At 46.5% G+C, this 17240-nt stretch carries 10 protein-coding genes; 2 read left to right on the top strand and 8 right to left on the bottom strand.

The annotated features are described in order from the left end of the window. Positions 1-3 precede the first annotated feature (3 nt). From NIASO_RS03790 to NIASO_RS03760, 7 genes are all read right to left on the bottom strand, one after another. Entirely contained in the window at positions 4-1392 is a 1389-nt protein-coding gene (locus tag NIASO_RS03790; protein ID WP_008583357.1) for a sugar porter family MFS transporter, read from the bottom strand. A 114-nt stretch (positions 1393-1506) separates the two neighbouring features. After that, positions 1507-3792: an alpha-L-rhamnosidase-related protein gene (locus NIASO_RS03785; RefSeq protein ID WP_008583358.1), complete on the bottom strand. Its 2286-nt coding sequence runs from the start codon at positions 3790-3792 to the stop codon at positions 1507-1509. Positions 3793-3807: 15 nt separating this feature from the next. Next, positions 3808-6939: a glycosyl hydrolase gene (locus tag NIASO_RS03780; RefSeq protein ID WP_008583359.1), complete on the bottom strand. Its 3132-nt coding sequence runs from the start codon at positions 6937-6939 to the stop codon at positions 3808-3810. A gap of 21 nt (positions 6940-6960) precedes the next feature. Beyond that, the gene (locus NIASO_RS03775) at positions 6961-8751 is read right to left on the bottom strand and encodes a RagB/SusD family nutrient uptake outer membrane protein (RefSeq protein ID WP_008583361.1); all 1791 of its coding nucleotides are present in this window, start codon (positions 8749-8751) and stop codon (positions 6961-6963) included. A 19-nt stretch (positions 8752-8770) separates the two neighbouring features. After that, complete coding sequence (locus NIASO_RS03770) at positions 8771-12139, bottom strand: SusC/RagA family TonB-linked outer membrane protein (RefSeq protein WP_008583362.1); 3369 nt, start codon at positions 12137-12139, stop codon at positions 8771-8773. 25 nt (positions 12140-12164) lie between these two features. After that, positions 12165-13199, bottom strand: coding sequence for a FecR family protein (locus NIASO_RS03765; RefSeq protein WP_008583364.1), 1035 nt, complete (start codon positions 13197-13199; stop codon positions 12165-12167). Positions 13200-13244: 45 nt separating this feature from the next. Then, complete coding sequence (locus tag NIASO_RS03760) at positions 13245-13811, bottom strand: RNA polymerase sigma factor (protein WP_008583366.1); 567 nt, start codon at positions 13809-13811, stop codon at positions 13245-13247. Positions 13812-14250: 439 nt separating this feature from the next. On the opposite strand from NIASO_RS03760, the gene NIASO_RS03755 reads away from it, so the two are divergent. Together NIASO_RS03755 and NIASO_RS03750 are read left to right on the top strand one after the other, a co-directional pair. After that, a complete protein-coding gene (locus NIASO_RS03755; RefSeq protein ID WP_008583368.1) occupies positions 14251-15537 on the top strand; it encodes an HAD-IB family phosphatase in 1287 nt (428 codons plus the stop codon). Positions 15538-15586: 49 nt separating this feature from the next. Then, the gene (locus NIASO_RS03750) at positions 15587-16753 is read left to right on the top strand and encodes a multiheme c-type cytochrome (RefSeq protein ID WP_008583369.1); all 1167 of its coding nucleotides are present in this window, start codon (positions 15587-15589) and stop codon (positions 16751-16753) included. A gap of 141 nt (positions 16754-16894) precedes the next feature. On the opposite strand, the gene NIASO_RS20300 is transcribed toward NIASO_RS03750, so the two are convergent. Beyond that, entirely contained in the window at positions 16895-17116 is a 222-nt protein-coding gene (locus NIASO_RS20300; protein ID WP_168128482.1) for a hypothetical protein, read from the bottom strand. Positions 17117-17240 lie beyond the last annotated feature (124 nt).

The raw sequence follows: 17240 nt of genomic DNA, 5'->3' as shown, positions 1-17240 counted from the left end.
ATATCAGGCTTCTTTTACTAATTTCTTTTCAATCGCCTCCAGGGATACGCCTTTGGTCTCGGGCACTTTGGTGAGCACCCATACCAATTGCAAAAACATCATAAACGCAAAGAATGCAAAGATCGGCCAGGGATTGTCTTTAAAGATCCCGTTTTCCGCATCCAGGAAAACGGGTGTGATCAATGTTATTATCGCGGCAAAAACCCAATGCACACTGGCACCAAAGGATTGCCCCAGTGCACGGATATTGTTAGGGAATATTTCTGAAATAAATACCCAGATCACTGCCCCCTGCCCTATTGCATGCGACGCAATAAACAAAAGCAAAAAGGAGAGCAGGAACCCTGGCGCGGCATGGGTGTAAAAAGCATAGGCCACCATTCCCAAACTGATAATATAACCGATAGAGCCCCATACCAGCAGGGTTTTGCGACCCACCCGGTCGATAAGGTACAGCCCCACAAAGGTGAAAATAAGATTGGTGCCACCAATGGCAATAGAGTTCAGCAAAGAGTCTTTTGATGCCAGCCCGGCTCTTTCTAAAATTTCAGGCGCGTAGTATAAAATAAAATTGATGCCCGACCACTGATTGAAAAAAGCCACAAAAAAAGCCAGCCATACAATGCGCCGGTATTTTTTATTTAAGAAATTAGTGCTGCCGTTTTGTTGTTCTTCCGCAGCGCTGCTTTTGATGCTGTTTATTTCCTCCGAAACATTTTGAATACCTAATTGCTGCAATACTTTCCGGGCAATAATATCATCGCCTTTACGGGCGATCAGCCAGCGCGGGCTTTCAGGGATAGAGAATACGAGCAGCGTATATACCAGCGACGGGATGGCCATTACGCCCAGCATCCAGCGCCAGTCATTGACACCGCCCACCCCCTTTAAGAAATAATTAGAAAGAAAGGCGATCAGGATCCCAAATACAATATTAAACTGGTACATAGCCACCAGCCGCCCCCGGGTTTTGGGTGTTGATATTTCCGATATATAAGTGGGCGCCGCAACGGAAGACACGCCAATGCCCACACCACCGATAAACCGGAAAAAGGAGAACAAATATGGGCCTTGCGCTAACGCAGAGCCTATTGATGAAATGCTGAAAAGAATACCCACCCATAACAGTATTTTTTTTCGTCCGTACTTTTCCGTAGGCATTCCTCCAAAAATGGCGCCGATCACCGTGCCCCACAATGCCATAGACATAATAAAGAAACCATGAAACCAGGGTGAAGTATGCCACAGTTCCCGGATGGGCAAATTGGCCCCTGAAATAACTACCGTATCGAAGCCGAAAATAAAACCCGCCAATGCTGCAATAACAGAGATCCCAAACAGGCTCACCCCTCCTTTCGCTGCACTTTCAACACCATTCGTTTGTATTTGCATTATTATTTTTTTTCATTGTAAGTAGATCGTTATTGTTCAAACCATTTGGGAAGTTAATATAATTTTTCGTACCAACATGCTTATACCCATTACAACAAAGAAACAGACAATGCTTTATTGTACCCGCCAGCTTGTGCTTCCGCAGACTACATCTTTAATAACCCAGTAATCCCCTTCTGCTTTAGCCGTGATCCTTTTGCCGTTTTTAAAAAGCAGGTCTGAATCGGACTGTTTGGGTAAACAGACCACCCCACGGGTGTTTGCAGGCAGGCAGGTCTCCATTTGAAAAGCCCCTGCCCCTTTTTTAAACGAAACTTCTATGGTGCCCCTTAAAGTAGGAAGCTTTAATACGGCCTGTTGCAGTGGGCCTGGTCTTGGTTTTATTTCTATGGTACCGAATGCAGGCGTCAAAGGCGTAACGCCCATCAGTTTGCTTACAATAATATTAGCGGGCGCACTACCCCAGGCATGATTCCAGTCCTGGTTATTTTTATATTCGGTATCCCATGCTTCCGTTGTCATAGTGGCTCCTGTATGCAGCATATTATACCAACTGCGTTTCCCCCTCGCCGTTAGCAGTTCCAGCCCATAGTCGGCCTGACCCGCATCATATAAGGCGCTGAGCAAAAATTGCGCACCGTAGACGCTACAAGCCATTCCTTTTGTACGGATATAAGAAAGCACAGCGGCTTTATTTTGCAGCGGCACCAGGTCAAAAGCCAGTGCCAGCATATTGGCATGCAGGGAATGGTGGAGCGTGGTTTCCCCGTCTTTTACAATTCCCGATTGCGGCTCGATAAAACTTTGCACGAATGCTTTTTTCACTCTGGCCGCGCGGGCTTCATAAAATGCCACATCTGTTTTTTCGTCCAACGCCTGCGCCAGTTTTTTCATACAAACCAGGGCCTCGTAATGAAAGGCATTGACTACGGAATTATAATCCGTAAACACAAAACTATCGGATTCCCCCGGGGAATCGGCCGGCAGGCCAAAGCCCCCTTTTTGCGGCCAGTCTACAATATCCTTCAATACAGTCTTCCCGTCAAAGCTGGTCAGGTGGATCGACCTTGTAAAGACACTATCCTGCTTGCCCGTCCGGGTACTGATCAGTCCGTCGGCCCGGGCCAACGCCAGCAGCAGCTTCGGTTTCAGCTCCTGGTATATTCTTTTTACCGTGCGGATATCACCGGAATACTGATAATCGTTCCAGGCAATCTGCAGGTTTTGCAGGGACCATTCGGTAGGCCAGGTCGCATTATAAATAAGATATTCCAAAGATCGTTTGGCCATATTGAATTCCGCATCCGTCGCATAATGAGAAAGCTGGTTAATAAGCGCATCAGCTTCATAGGGAATGCGCTCCCGGTCGCCATCCACATAGAGCCCGGTAAAGCTGGTGGCTTTCATGGTATGTTTACAAAGCTCCCAAATCCGGTTCAGCAAGGTATCGGAGCTTTCAAATGTAGCCGCTGTGTCATCAAATATATAATTGACCGCTGCGCGTTCCGTTTTCATAACCGTTATGCCCGGCGTATTCTTTTCCATTTCCACATAGCGAAACGGCAGCACTTCGCCAATATAATCCGGCATATGTATCGCCTTAGGTCCGGTGTTCCGCTTGTCTGGCACAAACGCCGGAGTATACAAATGCGCCCCCTTTTGTAAGGGTAGCACCAGCAACCGGTACCGGATCGTACCTTTGGGATTTCTTTCAACAGCTCCATTCGCTCTTACTGCTTCACCTATATGAATACGCAGGGTATCCCTGTTGCCGGTTGCACGTATCATCAATTGCAACTGACCAAACGCATCATTCCCAAAATCATAACAATCATTATCATTATTCAGTTTTCTCTGAGCTTTTGGATGCTCCATTGTTTTTACTAATGGCGTGTAAGGTGTTTGGTAGGCCGTCAATATGCTATCCGTCAAAAAAGCTGCCGGCTTTGAAAACTCCGTAGACACTCCCTTCTGATACCATACTTTCACCTTCCAATAATACACCGTATTGGGCTGAAGCACTCTTCCATTATACTCAATATCTAATTGTTGGCAGGAAGTGACCTTTCCTGAATTCCATACATCGCCATCACCCGCCTGAAGTTTCTGAGTCGAAGTAGCCACCAGCACCTGGTAAGCCGTTTGATAAACACCATGCCCTTCACTGTTCACCACCCAGGAAAACCGGGGATGCAAACTGCCGATACGTGCTGACTGGAAACGACCTTTTTCTGTCCTGGCTTGTTCCAGCGTCCCGTTCACCGCAAAACCGTTTTGCCATACCCTGTCTGCATTCAGGATCAGATCCACCCGCAATGCAGTTGGGGCAAAGCCCTGGGCAACTGCGTTTATGGCCAGCAGCAGTGCAATTCCAAAATATATTATACGCTGAAAGATCATAAACTAAAATCAGGTCTATTTTATAACAACTTCGGGCACCAGTATTAATTGTACCGGCCCCAGCAAACCAGACACCCGGAGTGCCGGTTCCATTGCTTCTTTTTCAAACTTTACAATATTGGTTTGGGTAAGCCTCTTGCCAGCCGGAAGCCCGCGATCCCCGATCAAACGATTTGCCCACAGGTTCACCACATCAACGGACAACTGGTTGGCTCCTGGTTTTACCAGGTCGGTAATATCGAGCCGGAACGGGAAATACCAAAGGGTTTGCGGTTGGCTGTCATTGACGCGGACCACTGCAAGATCCTGTACATTTCCCAGGTCAAGATATACGCGCATTCCCTTTAGCGCTGGTGACGCTAGCATAAAACGCGTGGTATAGTGGCCCTTCCCCGAATAATATTTCACTTTTGGATCGTCAAAATCAGTCCAGGACTTCAGGGAATCAAGTGTCAATTGGCGATCAGTGCCCCAATAGGGGTCCAGCTTTAACTGCCATTTACCAGAAACGGGTTGCAGGATTGCCCCATTACTATGTAAACGACTTTCTGTTCCATCAGACCAGTTTAAAGTATACTGCCCTTTTTGAAAAACCTGCGCTTTCACCACGCCACCTTCTCTTACAAGCGCTACTGACGCGGTTTTCAGGGGCATAGTCCTGTTAGGATCCACTTCCCCCTTCACTATATTTACGATATGCCTCACCGGGGTTGCCTTTTTCTTAAAAACGATAAACTTAGATCCGCCCGGTTCAAAATGCAGGGGAATTACCGTGGTACCGTTTTCTTCCCGGTAGTCTGCGATATCGGTAATGGTACCGGTCATTGGGTCCCATAGCTGGGGCTGACAGCCGGTAACACGAAAACGGGCATCGATCTGTTCATAGCGATCAGGAGCTACAGGCAAATACCGGTACGCAAAATCGCTGTACTGCCGGTATTCAAAGCGGTTCGACAGGAAATAAATATCAGCATCATTGGTATTCCGGTGAATATAATCAAAAGAGGCCTGGGGGTTATCGCTTGTAAAGCTAAAATCGGGCAGCACTTTCATTGATGCCAGCACTTCATTAATATCCCTGCCCCAGATCACTTTCCCTTTCCCCGTAATCTTTTCCGTAACCGCAGCACCGTCAATGGCCCCCCACAAACGATCTGTGATCAATCGCAACTCGCGGTCGCTTTGAGGATAGCCGGTTAGTCCGGTTGCTTCTTTGGGCCGCGGTCCGTAAAGAATAAGTCCTTCTTTTACCAGGGCTTCTATTTTTTTCAAAACAGCGAGACTAATCGCCTTGTCTGGAGGTATCACCAGTAAACGATATTGCATGCCGTCCGGCAATACGATCTTCCCGTTTTGCACTGCAAGCCGTTTCAGCACTACATCACGGGAGCATTTATCCCAGTCGTACCCAAAATGCAATTGAGGGAACTCGTCCTTCAGGAATACAAAATTGGGCACATCATCCCCGTAATAATAAAGCACGTCTGCAGTAAATAGGCCCTGCTGCAACAGGTAACTGCAGCGGTTTAAATAATGGATGAAGGCCCCGGCTTCCGGCCACCAGGTTACATTGGGATTCATATGGGTGCCGGCAAAATATTCATTACCCGGCAAACCGTATTCTTTTGGTGAAGAAGTAAACGTATGCCACACAATACGGTTCACGCCCGAGCAAAATATACGATCGATATTGCTCTTCAGTTCCCGGGGAGAACGCTCCCATTGCGGGCCAATACTTGTAGGCCCTTCTGCCGCCACAAACCGCTTGCCGTTGGTGTGGGCCACGCAGGCGCTCTGTTTTACAATTAAGCGGGCGGCATCCGTTACCCTGTGGGTATTGGACATAGCCCAAAACTCGCCCTGGGGAAAATCATTGATGCCCATTACCTGCAATGCATCGATGGGAGCCGAGTGAGGTCCGCCGGATTCCGGATGAATTCCCATGCCGTTCTTATGCGCCCTATTATAAAGCAACTGGTAGTGATTTTGCAGGATACAATCGCCCACTGTTTTTCTGAAATCGTATAAAAAGCGGTTGGTGACCTGCTGGCTTTCCACCACATAGCCTGCCAGCACCGGCATGAAAGGCCGGATATCATATCCCCGGAGCCGGACAAACTCCTGCGGGAAGTTTTGCGTCCAGTTAATGACGCCCATTTCCCAGCTATCTGTTTGAAGATAGCGAACACTGTTGCCGGCCGACTTTGCGGCAAGGATCAGCGGGCTGATCACCTGTTGATCGAATAAGTTAAAGGCGGCAGGGCTCATATGATCCAGGGACAAGCCGTTCCATCCATCGCTTGTTGTTGAGGTCGTTACCCCGGTATTGGTCCATCCATAACGAATAATGATCCAGTCGCCGGGAGGCGCCTTCCATTTGAGTTGCCGCCCGTCAAAAAAGCGGGTAAGATCAATGATCTGATCCTGCCGGATCTTATTGACCATCGTAGCCGTATCAAAACCCGATTTGAATTTATACAATGGATAGATGCCCCCTCCTCCCATGGACTGGTTAAAGGTTTTTAGCGACCAGTCGGAAATAGCACTGTCCTTTAAGGGCAACTGTTGATGCGGGCGCGGAATGGCCTGTACCAGTACATCGCGGTAGAGGAGTTTTTCCGGCGGATGCGGCAGGGATACCGTTATCATTTTTCCGCCGCTGATAACCGTATCGGCCGTTACTATTTTTTTTAAAGCGTATTCCGGTGTTACAAAAGGCCCGCCCGGGTTCCAGCCACTTTGTATATTAACGCTTAATTCAATACCGATCCGGTCGGCCTCTTTCACTGCATGCTGATACAATTCCATCCATGCCGGCGTCATGAAAACCGGGCCGGCGGCTGTTTTTAATGCCTGCTGATAATTAGAGCTGCCGGCATCTACAAGAGAAGCGCCGCCATAACCCATTTTCTTCATTGCTTCCAGGTCTCTTGTAATGGATGCTTTAGTGGCCATGCTATTCAACCACCACCAGTAACAGCGCAATTTTGCTTCGGAAGGCGGAGCAACAAACCCCTTACTGATCTGATCAACCGATTCACTTTTACTGGTATGTAGATCATAACGGTTCGTTTGCCCGTTCAGCAATTGCATTCCGGTGATCAAACAAATCCCCAGGACGGCGATCCTCTTTTTTATTAAACCCATTCTATAGAATTATACAGTTTCTTATTTATTTATCCAATCCGGATTTTGCGCTATTACAGCATCTTTATTGGTTTCAATAACCTTTTGCGGAATAGGCCAAAGGTTAAAGTTAAAGGTTAAAGTAGCTTGTGCTTCCGGCCAGTAGGCATATTTTTTAATGCGATCCACTGCGATGGTTTTACCCATCCTCAGAAGGGTGTTCCACCGGCATTCTTCGTATATCAGCTCCCGGGCACGCTCATCGAGGATCAGATTGAAATTATCATCCATATCTGCAGCGGTAACCTTGTAGGTACATTGGGCGCGGGTTCGGAGCAGGTTAATATCGCTGGCAGCTCCTGCTTTATCGCCGCTCCGCTGTTTGGCTTCTGCTCTCAACAGGATCGTTTCGGGAAGACGGATGATATAGTCGTCGCGAAACAGGTTGCTCATATTTTCTCCATCGGCCACACCCGTATATTTATCGGTGGCGATTTTGCAGGAAACCGGGTAGCAAAGACTGCGGTTATTAATGTTGGTCGTATTGTCTGCACTGCCATTATATAAAACGGTCCAGGGAATATCTTTTCGATACCAGGCCGAAGCAGCCACATTACCCTTAAAGCGGCGGCGGAATACCGCGTCGCTGTTGCGCAGATCTTCACTCCATTTGGAGCTGAATATTTCATCCCTCGTATAAAAGGTGGGCATGATCTGTGAAATCCCGCGGCCACCCACATCTTCGTTGGTACCGGTTAAATTGCCCGTTGCCCCGTCCCTGAATACGGGCCCGTAAGTCCTGGAGTATGGAAGCTTCGATTCTCCGTCTCCCGCTTTATACGCGGCATAATCAATTTGAGCAGCCCAGATACATTCTTTATTCCCATCCTGGTAATTCACATTTCCTTCCTGGAACAGATCCCAGAAAACATTGGTGGTCTGCTGAACGGTGTCTACAATATTTGCGGTATTGTACACACCGCTCTTGTACACTGAAATGCCGATCGTAGCCTCACCGGCACGTTTTCCGAACCGGCTCTGCATTAATGAATAAACGCCTCCGTCTATTACATCATTTCCATACTGCACAGATTTATTATAAGCACTTTGAGCGTCTGCGGTTTTAGATGCCGCCTCCAGTTCTATGCCTTTGGCAAGGTACAGTTCACAGAGATTATGCTGAACGGCTCCTTTCACCAGGCGTCCGCCGGCCACTGTGGTAGCGGGCACATCATTAAGTATGGCCTCCATTTCTGTAATAGCAAAATCGTAAGTCTCAATCCGGGTAGTGCGTTTGAAATCGTATTTAGGTGTGGTCAGCACTTCAGTAACAATGGGCACTCCACCAAATTCTTCGCCTAGGTTCCGGTAAGCAAAGGCCCTGAAAAAACGTGCCTGCGCCAGGGCATAATTTTTATCTGCATCTGTGCTCCATTTCACCTGCGGCAGGTTGGCTGCATAAATGGCCAGGTTGGCTTTACTGATCAGATCATACCAAAAACTATAGATATTATAAAAATTGGCATTGTCAGGATTAATGTTTGCATAGTTATTAAAGGTGCTGCCCCTCCTGATACTGGGCACATCAAATTCATCCGTTCCGTTCCCTTTAAAAATAAACATCCAGCCCTGTTCATTCGGATTGGTCCAGGCTTCCCGGATATTGGAGTAAATACCGATCAGTACCTGGTCTACCTGCGCTGAACTGGAAAAAGCATTGTCAACAGTATAGAAGGTTTCGGGTTTTTCTGTAAGAAAAGCCTTATCCGACTTGCAGGACTGCCATAAGGAACAAATAAATAATGCTGTTAAAATATGGAATAACCGTTTCATGGTAATCAGTTTAAATAAATTAAAATCTTGCGGTGAACCCAAAGGAATAAGTCGTGGGCACAGGGATCGTATTATCTTTCACCGTGTTGCCCAACTCCGGATCGCCTCCTTCCCAATTGGTAAGCGTTGCGAGGTTTTTTCCTGAGAAAAATACCCGCAAATTAGATACATGCACGCGCTGCATCCAGGGTTGCCGGAAAGTATAAGAAAGTACCACGTCCTGTAACCGGACAAAGCCCCTCGATTGCAGTCCCAAAAATCTTGAGTCGGCGGAATATGTGGCCGCGGGATATACGTTGCTGGGGTTGTCTGTTGTCCAGTAAGGAACATAGATAGAATTGTCATTGAACCGGTTGGTCCTCGACAGGTAAGCCCCTGTATTGCTATTCAGATAATAATTATTTCCCCCAAAAATACCCGATACTAATGCGTATAGCTCAAAGTTTTTGTAAGAAAACGTATTACTAAGGCTCATCCTGAAATTCTCCTTTTTATAACCCAGTATTTTGCGGTCGTTTACCGAAATACCGGCCACCCCGTCGATGTCGTTATATTTAGGATCACCGGGAGCTGCGCCATTCTGCGCTATATAGTCTTTATCTGTTGTCTGCACGATCCCGATCTGTTCGTAGCCATAAATCGCTCCCAATGATTTGCCTATAAAAAGACCGTTAGCAAGATCATCATCTTCCTTTCCATCTCCATTGCTATCGGTACCGTAAAGATGCACTACTTTATTCCGGTTGATCCAATAGTTTAAAGTGCTGCTCCAGTTGAAATCTTTTTGCTGAATATTTACGGAAGTAACGGAAAGTTCCAGGCCTTTGTTGTCCACTTCACCCATTGACGCATTAATGGATTTAAAGCCCGTCATGATGGGGATTTCCCGCACAAACAACTGATCCGTTGTTTTTGAAGTATACAGGTTGATATCTACAAAAATCCTTCGCTGCAACAAAGCCGCCTCTATGCCAAAGTTCCATGCCGCAGTGGTTTCCCAACCCAGGTCGTTGTTGCCCATTGCCGACTGTGCCAGCCCATACAGGATATTGCTTCCGGTATTGGAAAATTCGTACCGGTAGCCGCCGGACTGTCCATTCACAACTGTTGCCAGGGTCCCATAGGGGTCTATTCCCTGGTTTCCGTTCTTCCCCCAGGAAAGTTTTAGTTTCAGATCATTGATCAGCGCAATGTTCTTCATGAACTCTTCGCCTGAAAGGCGCCAGGCCATGCCTACGGCTCCAAAATTTCCCCATTTTGTATTAGATCCGAACACAGACGCCCCATCTCTCCTGATGGACGCATTCAACATGTATTTGCCGGCATATTCATAGTTGAGGCGCGCAAGGTATCCGATATTGGCTCTTTGTACTACATTCTGCGCATTTTGTTGCACGGTGGCTTTGGACAGGCCCCAGTAGCCCAACAGGGAGTTACCGTTTGCTGCAAAATCGGAACCAATGATATTGGCCGTTTCATTGCGGGTAAAGTCTCTTGTGGCTACTGCTGTCAGATCAACACTATGTTGGCCAAACCGGTTCTTATAATTCAGGATATTGTCAATAACATAGTTGAAGTTGGTGACATTTTGCAGGTTCCCATTTGCTTTGGCAAGAAGCCCGTTAACAGTAGAGGTGCTGTATCGTTCTAAACCTTCTCCTTCTGCTATATAATAATTTTCATGATAAAAAGCCCCGGATTCATTTTTATCCAGATTGGCCGAATAATTTAAGCGGTAGCTTAACCCTTTTACCCAGGGCGCCGAAACTACGGCGTAGGTATTTAACCTGAAATTTTGCCGCCGGTCCAGGTTATCGGTTGTACCATCCTGAACGCCCCAAAGGGGATTTACCGCCGATTGGGTATAGGGATACTTTTCCAGGTGACCCTGATCGTCCCTGAACATGACGCCATAGGGCGACATCTGCTCTGCAGCAAGCACATTTGCAGACATGCCCGAATAATCCAATACGTTATAAGCCCCGTCCAGGCCCAGTTCCAGCCAGTTGGTCACTTTCGCATTGATCTTGCTCAAAACGGAAATCCGGTCGTACCGGTCGCCTACTATGATACCTTTATTATTGTTATATGAAGAAGACAGATAATAATTTACATTTTCTGAAGCGCCTGAAACAGCGGCTTGGTAGTTCTCAAAAGTACCAGTATGCGTAATGGCATCCAGCCAGTTGGTTTCTTTGCCATTTTTATAATTTTCGAGCTCCCCTGTCTTCAGCCAGTTGGTGGAGCCGGCGGTGTATTTATTGCGATCATTTACTGATTTTATCCATTGTTCTCCGCTCATCATTGCCGGCTTGTTCTGCCAGGTCTGCGCTCCGTAAGAGGCATTCAGGTTAATAGAGGCCTTGCCTCTTTTACCTTTTTTGGTTGTGATAGCGATAACGCCGTTGGCGGATCTTGATCCATATACAGATGCAGACACCGCATCTTTCAGCACATCAACAGTAGCAATATCATTCGGATTAATATCATTAAGGCTGCCCAGGAAAATAACACCGTCCAATACGATCAGCGGATTGGTATTCCCATATACAGAATTCTGCCCTCTTATAAGCATTGATGGCTGGCTGCCCGCTGCGTTGGTTATGCCTATATTCAAGCCGGAAACATTTCCTCTCAGTACATCCAGTGGGCTTGAGTTGGGCAGCATGGCTACGGGAGCATCTTCCACTTTTACAGAAGCAACGGCACCGGTAAAATCCTTGCGTTTTGCCGTACCATAACCGATCACTACCACTTCATCCAACTGTGCGGTCGCCGCCACTAAACTCACGTTTATCACCGACTGGTTACCAACAGGTATTTCTGCTGTTTTAAACCCGACATTAGAAATGGTGAGTACATCATTCCGGCCGCTTACATTAATAGAGAATGCTCCTTTTGCGTCGGCGGCCGTTCCTTTACCCGTATTCCGGGAAGTGATACTGGCTCCTGCAACAGGAGTGCCTGCATCAGACAGCACGGCCCCCGTAAGCGTTCTGGAATCCATTGCAGGCGCCAGCTCCCGCTCCTTTTCCCTTTCGGTAACGGGTGCTTTTTCCGGCCGCAGCTCGCCCAGCCGTTCTCTTGGAACGATGGTATAATAATTCTTTTTTACATACAGGAAAACCAGGTTGTTCGGGTATAAGATCCCTTTAAGCAGTTCCTCCACATCCTTTGCTTTTATCGGGTCGAGGGAGTAAGTAGTGGTTTTACCTTTTAGCAGATCCGGATCATACACGAACTGTGTACCGTACTGTTTTTTTACCTGGCTTAAGGCTTCTTCAATGGAAACCTTTTTACCTCCGGCCTGTGCCCTTGCAGCGGGGCAGTAATATAAGCACCCCAACAGGCATAGAGATGCAATTAACAATAACCGTTTTTTTAACATATGGACATTTATTATAAGTGAAAAACTATTTGAAGTTTACTCTTATGCTATCACCCTCGTTAGTGAATGATATATTTAAAGCAGTGGACATCACAAAAAGCGCATCATCCAATGAATCTATTAATATCGGGCCGTTCAGTCTTTTTCTGCCCAGCGCCGGATCTTCCAGAATAAATGACTTACCGTAAGTATCTTCCAGGTACTCAAATATCTCCGACAGGGAAGGATTAGAAAGCATCAGTTTTTTTTCCTTCCAGGAAGAGGCGTTAAATGCATGCTCGGTACTTGAAGTACGCTGTACGACATTTGCAGTATCTACGAGCAAGATATCTCCTGGCTTCATTATTACCGGCTGTCTTCCTCCTTTGATAAAGCTTACCCGGATCAAACCTCTTTGCAGAGAAATTTCTGTTCTGCCCCTCCTTTCCCGGATATCGAACGCCGTACCCAATACCTCAACAATAGTATTTTCTGTATGCACAATAAACCGTTCATGGGCTTCTATTTTATGATCCTTATCCAAATGCTTTACATCAAAAAAAGCTTCCCCGTTCAGCCATAATTCTCTTGGTTTTTCTTTATCCCATTTGGGCTCATATTTTATAGAGGAGTGTGCATTCAGCACCACGACCGAACTATCCGGCAAAACCACGCGGGAGATTTTTCCGTATTCCGTTGTTACCGCACGCAGAGCGGGAGGTTTCACCCACCAGAAAATTAGCGCACCGATGGCGAGCAGTGGAATAAAGACCGCCGCTGCCCTCCAACGCCGGGCGGTCATCCAAAAACTACGGCGTTGTTCTGATTCCCCGATAGCCTCCAATGCCTGGCTTAACGCCGTTTCTATTTTTAAAAGATCGGGCCGGCTAATCTTAAAACCGATCTCTGACAAAATGCTTTTCGCTGCGGCCACCTCTTTTTTCTTATAGGGATGGGCCTCCAGCCATTTTTCCCAAAAAGCATTCTTTTCTTCATCCGGTTTTAATATCCAATCCTGAAAACCGGCATCGCATAAAAAATCATTAAGCACATATTGACTGTAGTTGCCTGTTTTTTTCATATCCTGATATAAATGAGTAGGAAAAACAAAAAATTACCCCACCCGTTAGCAAAAATTTTCTTTCAACAAGAAAAAAATGTAGACGAGCGGTACAGAAACTTTATCCCGCAAGGTGAGTAAGCTCCTTGCCATAAGCTTGTACGTAGCTTTTACCGAAATGCCTAAGATAGCGGCCGTTTCTTCATAGGAAAAGCCTTCGTAAAAACGGAGAAACAGCGCTTCCCGTTGCCGGGGCGAAAGGGTATTAATGGCTGTAATGAGTTTTTCACGGACCGCGGTGTCGGTCTCCCGCCGGATCATAAAAACGTCTGCCGGGAATTCAGGATCGAAACCGGCGGTGTCGAGCGACCTGGTTTTTGCCAGCGCCTCTGCCCGCTTGCTTAGTGCTCTTCTGAAAAGCACATAATAGTAGCCATCAGGGTTTTTTATAGAAGGCAGTCCTTCCCGGTTTGTCCATAGCATCATCAAAACCTCCTGGATCACATCTTCCACCAATCCGCTGTCCTGAACCAGTTTTACACCATAATTATAAAATCGCTCATACAGCTTCCTGTACGCATTTGAATAGGCGTCTTTATCCCCAATCGCAATACCTGTCCAGGAAATCTCCAATCTTTTATACAATTAACGCTGACTATCGCAAAACCAGAAGCCCTGATTCCCACAGTCAATTTTACAAAATACATTGTTATTTCAAATATAGAGGATACTATCTTTGAAACCATCCTGCGGTGTCATGGTCATATTACCATAGTCAGCGTTTATAAAATGCCCATTCGGATTCCATTGGATGCCGCTTCCGGCCTCCCTTTCGCTCAAAATACAGCGTCAGGGTCTTAGCACTCCTCCTTACTCTCAGGCGCTATTTCCTTAATTGACCGGTTCCGGCAGCACTATATATTTGACAATTCTCAAATAACAGGATGGAGTGACCGCGCGGCCCATCCATTCGCGTTTGCTTCAAGCCAATCTGTTGCCGGCTTATTGAAAAACCTAAAAAACGATATTCAATACGCCTGCAGCTGATAAATAGCCCTACTTTTGCAGCGCAATGAAACAAAAGAATTACTACATTATAGATTTTGACAGCACTTTTACCCAGGTGGAGGCATTGGATGAACTGGCCCGGATATCCTTAAAAGATAATCCCAAAAGAGAAGCTGTTTATGAACAAATAGAAGGCTTTACGAACCAGGCAATGAACGGCAGTATGTCTTTTTCTGACAGTCTTGCCGCACGGGTTAAATTACTGGAAGCAGATAAAACCCATTTGAAAAAACTGGTAACACATCTTAAGAAAAAGGTGTCGAAATCGTTCTCCAGAAATGCGGCTTTTTTTAAAAAACACGCAGACGAGGTACTGATTGTTTCCGGGGGGTTTAAAGAGTTTATAACGCCGGTAGTAAAGAAATTTCATATAAAAAAGGAAAACATTTACGCCAACACTTTTGTATTCAATGCCGATGGAAAAATCATCGGTTATGATGCTACCAACCCTCTGAGCAAAGAAGGCGGAAAAGTGATCCTGATCCGGGACCTGAATTTACAGGGCAACCTTTATGGCATCGGCGATGGCTATTCCGATTTTCAGCTTCGGGAGAGCGGATTGATTAAAAAATTCTTTGCCTATACCGAGAACATTTCAAGGAAAAGTGTTACCGCCAAAGCGGACCATGTTACGCCCAGTTTTGACGAGTTCCTCTACCTCAACAAATTGCCCGGCGCTATTTCCTATCCCAAGAACCGGATCCATTGTGTTGTGATCGGGAGCGTTTCTTCAAAAGAGCTGCAACCCTTCCTGGACGAGGGATTCACGGTACATCTTGAAAAGGAGATTGATGAAAAAATATTCCGGCAGGCAAGTATGTTACTGTTGGCCCCCGACGCCATTATCGACGCTCAAAAAATAAAAAAAGCGGCGCGCTTAAAAACGATTGGGCTGCCCGGGAAAGCAAAAAATATTATCCCAACGTCGCTTTACACAGAGCTGGGGATCGTTGTTTTTGGCAATGGCAAAACAACCGCCCAAACTATACAACGGATGATTGATTTTATCAATAAGGGTTCCATCAGCGACAGCTACAACTTCCCCAAACTCCAGCTTCCGGAAGTAAAAAGTACGCATCGCATTATCCATATTCATAAAAACCTGCCGGGTGCCATTGCCGGGGTGAACCTGCTGCTGGCGCAGCACCAGATCAACATCCGGTCGCAGTTTTTAATGACCAACGAATTAGCGGGTTATGCCATTATCGACATTGACAAGGACTACGACAGGCAGTTATTAAAGGAACTAAAGAAAACGGAACATACTATAAAGACCAGGGTACTTTATTAAAGGCAGGCAAAGAATAAAGTGTTATTTTCGTTTTATACAAAATGCCTGTATGAAAATAATTATTGCTTCACTTTTGCTGATCAGCGTTGCCATTTGTCTGTTAAAATGCACCGGCAGGCATACGCACACAGACGATCCCAGGGGAGAGCAATATGCGGGCGCCGCCAGTTGCATGCAATGCCACAAGGATATCGTAAATAATTATATGCATGCCAACCATTACAACACGTCATCAAAAGTTGATTTTGAGAAATTCAAAACACTGGTTACCGCATCAAATGATACCGTCCACTTTCCGAACGGTCAGATGGTTCGGCTGGAAACCCTGCACAACAAAATAGCACAATCGTATATTTTAAACGGGAATAATGTGGGTAGTGAAAGTATGGACCTCGCTTTTGGCTCCGGCGAAAAAGCATGGACTTTTGGCTACTGGAAAGGCGAAGAATTATATGAGTTACCCCTCACCTATTTGACGGCTATAAAACGCTGGACCAACAGCCCGGGCTTTCCGGCGGAACGCCCCAACTATTCACGCCTTATTGTGGGCCGTTGTATGGAATGCCATGCCTCCTATGCCGCGGTTGAAAAGAGCCTGGAGCAAGGGGGGCGTTATGCTGAAAAAATAAATGCAGCAACGATTATTTATGGTATCGACTGCGAACGTTGCCACGGGCCGGCGGCACAGCATGTGGCCTTTCATTTGGAAAATCCGCAGGCAAAAACGGCAAAATTCATGACTTCCATAAGATCTTTGGGCCGGCAGCAGCAGTTAGATCTTTGCGCTACCTGTCATTCCGGCGATGCGGTAACGCTTAAATCTATTTTTGCGTTCGTGCCCGGAGATAGCTTATCACAGTATTATATGTATTATCCCGGGGCTGAAGCAAAGCCCGATGCCCATGGCATGCAAATGCAGTCCCTGATGCTAAGCAAATGCTTCCAGCAAAGCAACCTTACCTGTATGAGCTGCCATGATGCGCACGCCAGCGAACGCAACAATCAGCAGGTGTTTGTGCAGCGGTGCATGTCTTGTCACACAAAATCGGATCATGCAGTAGCCATGCAGCAGATGAATAATTATTGTATCAACTGCCATATGCCTTTGCAGGCTTCAAAAGCGCTGGATTTTGGAAACAGCGCCGAACAGAGCAATATCAAATACAGCTTAAGAACCCATCGCATTGCAGTTTACCCCCAAGCACAGGAGAAATAAAAGTCACTGGCGCATTATAATGCACCAGTGTTAAGTTTACCGTAAAATGTCACCCCGGCAGAATCTATCCGGCGTGACGCGTGAGGAGCTCACGACCATCGTTGCATTGATCACAATGCCACGCGCTACTCTGCAGGTTACCTAACTATTTATTTTTCTTTTTCTGAGCAATACGAAAGAGAAGAAACATCCGGCCACAAGGCCGCCCAAAATATAATACACAAAATTCACCGGATCGATCGGGTAAACAAAACGGGTCGTTCCATTGGTCAGTAAGGCCGGCCTTACTACTTTTATAAAATAGCGTCTCACCTCCTGATGTCGCGCAAAAGCACCGAGGGCAATAAAAAATAAGATAAGCAATATTGAAATGATTTTACTTCCGTGCGCTGTTATCCGGCCGCGGCGCCAGGTGAGGACTGCCAGAACCGGAATTAGAACCAATGTCAGGGAAAATAGTGTTGAGTTCCTTATGAAGGCCTTGTGT

It is taken from the genome of Niabella soli DSM 19437, from assembly GCF_000243115.2.
GTDB lineage: Bacteria > Bacteroidota > Bacteroidia > Chitinophagales > Chitinophagaceae > Niabella > Niabella soli.
This window is presented reverse-complemented; position numbering and strand designations above follow the sequence as displayed.

Excerpts from the sequence above, each read along its gene's own strand:
- NIASO_RS03790 (WP_008583357.1), bottom strand. The coding sequence starts at position 1,392 with ATGCAAATACAAACGAATGGTGTTGAAAGTGCAGCGAAAGGAGGGGTG.
- NIASO_RS03785 (WP_008583358.1), bottom strand. The coding sequence starts at position 3,792 with ATGATCTTTCAGCGTATAATATATTTTGGAATTGCACTGCTGCTGGCC.
- NIASO_RS03780 (WP_008583359.1), bottom strand. The coding sequence starts at position 6,939 with ATGGGTTTAATAAAAAAGAGGATCGCCGTCCTGGGGATTTGTTTGATC.
- NIASO_RS03775 (WP_008583361.1), bottom strand. The coding sequence starts at position 8,751 with ATGAAACGGTTATTCCATATTTTAACAGCATTATTTATTTGTTCCTTA.
- NIASO_RS03770 (WP_008583362.1), bottom strand. The coding sequence starts at position 12,139 with ATGTTAAAAAAACGGTTATTGTTAATTGCATCTCTATGCCTGTTGGGG.
- NIASO_RS03765 (WP_008583364.1), bottom strand. The coding sequence starts at position 13,199 with ATGAAAAAAACAGGCAACTACAGTCAATATGTGCTTAATGATTTTTTA.
- NIASO_RS03755 (WP_008583368.1), top strand. The coding sequence starts at position 14,251 with ATGAAACAAAAGAATTACTACATTATAGATTTTGACAGCACTTTTACC.
- NIASO_RS03750 (WP_008583369.1), top strand. The coding sequence starts at position 15,587 with ATGAAAATAATTATTGCTTCACTTTTGCTGATCAGCGTTGCCATTTGT.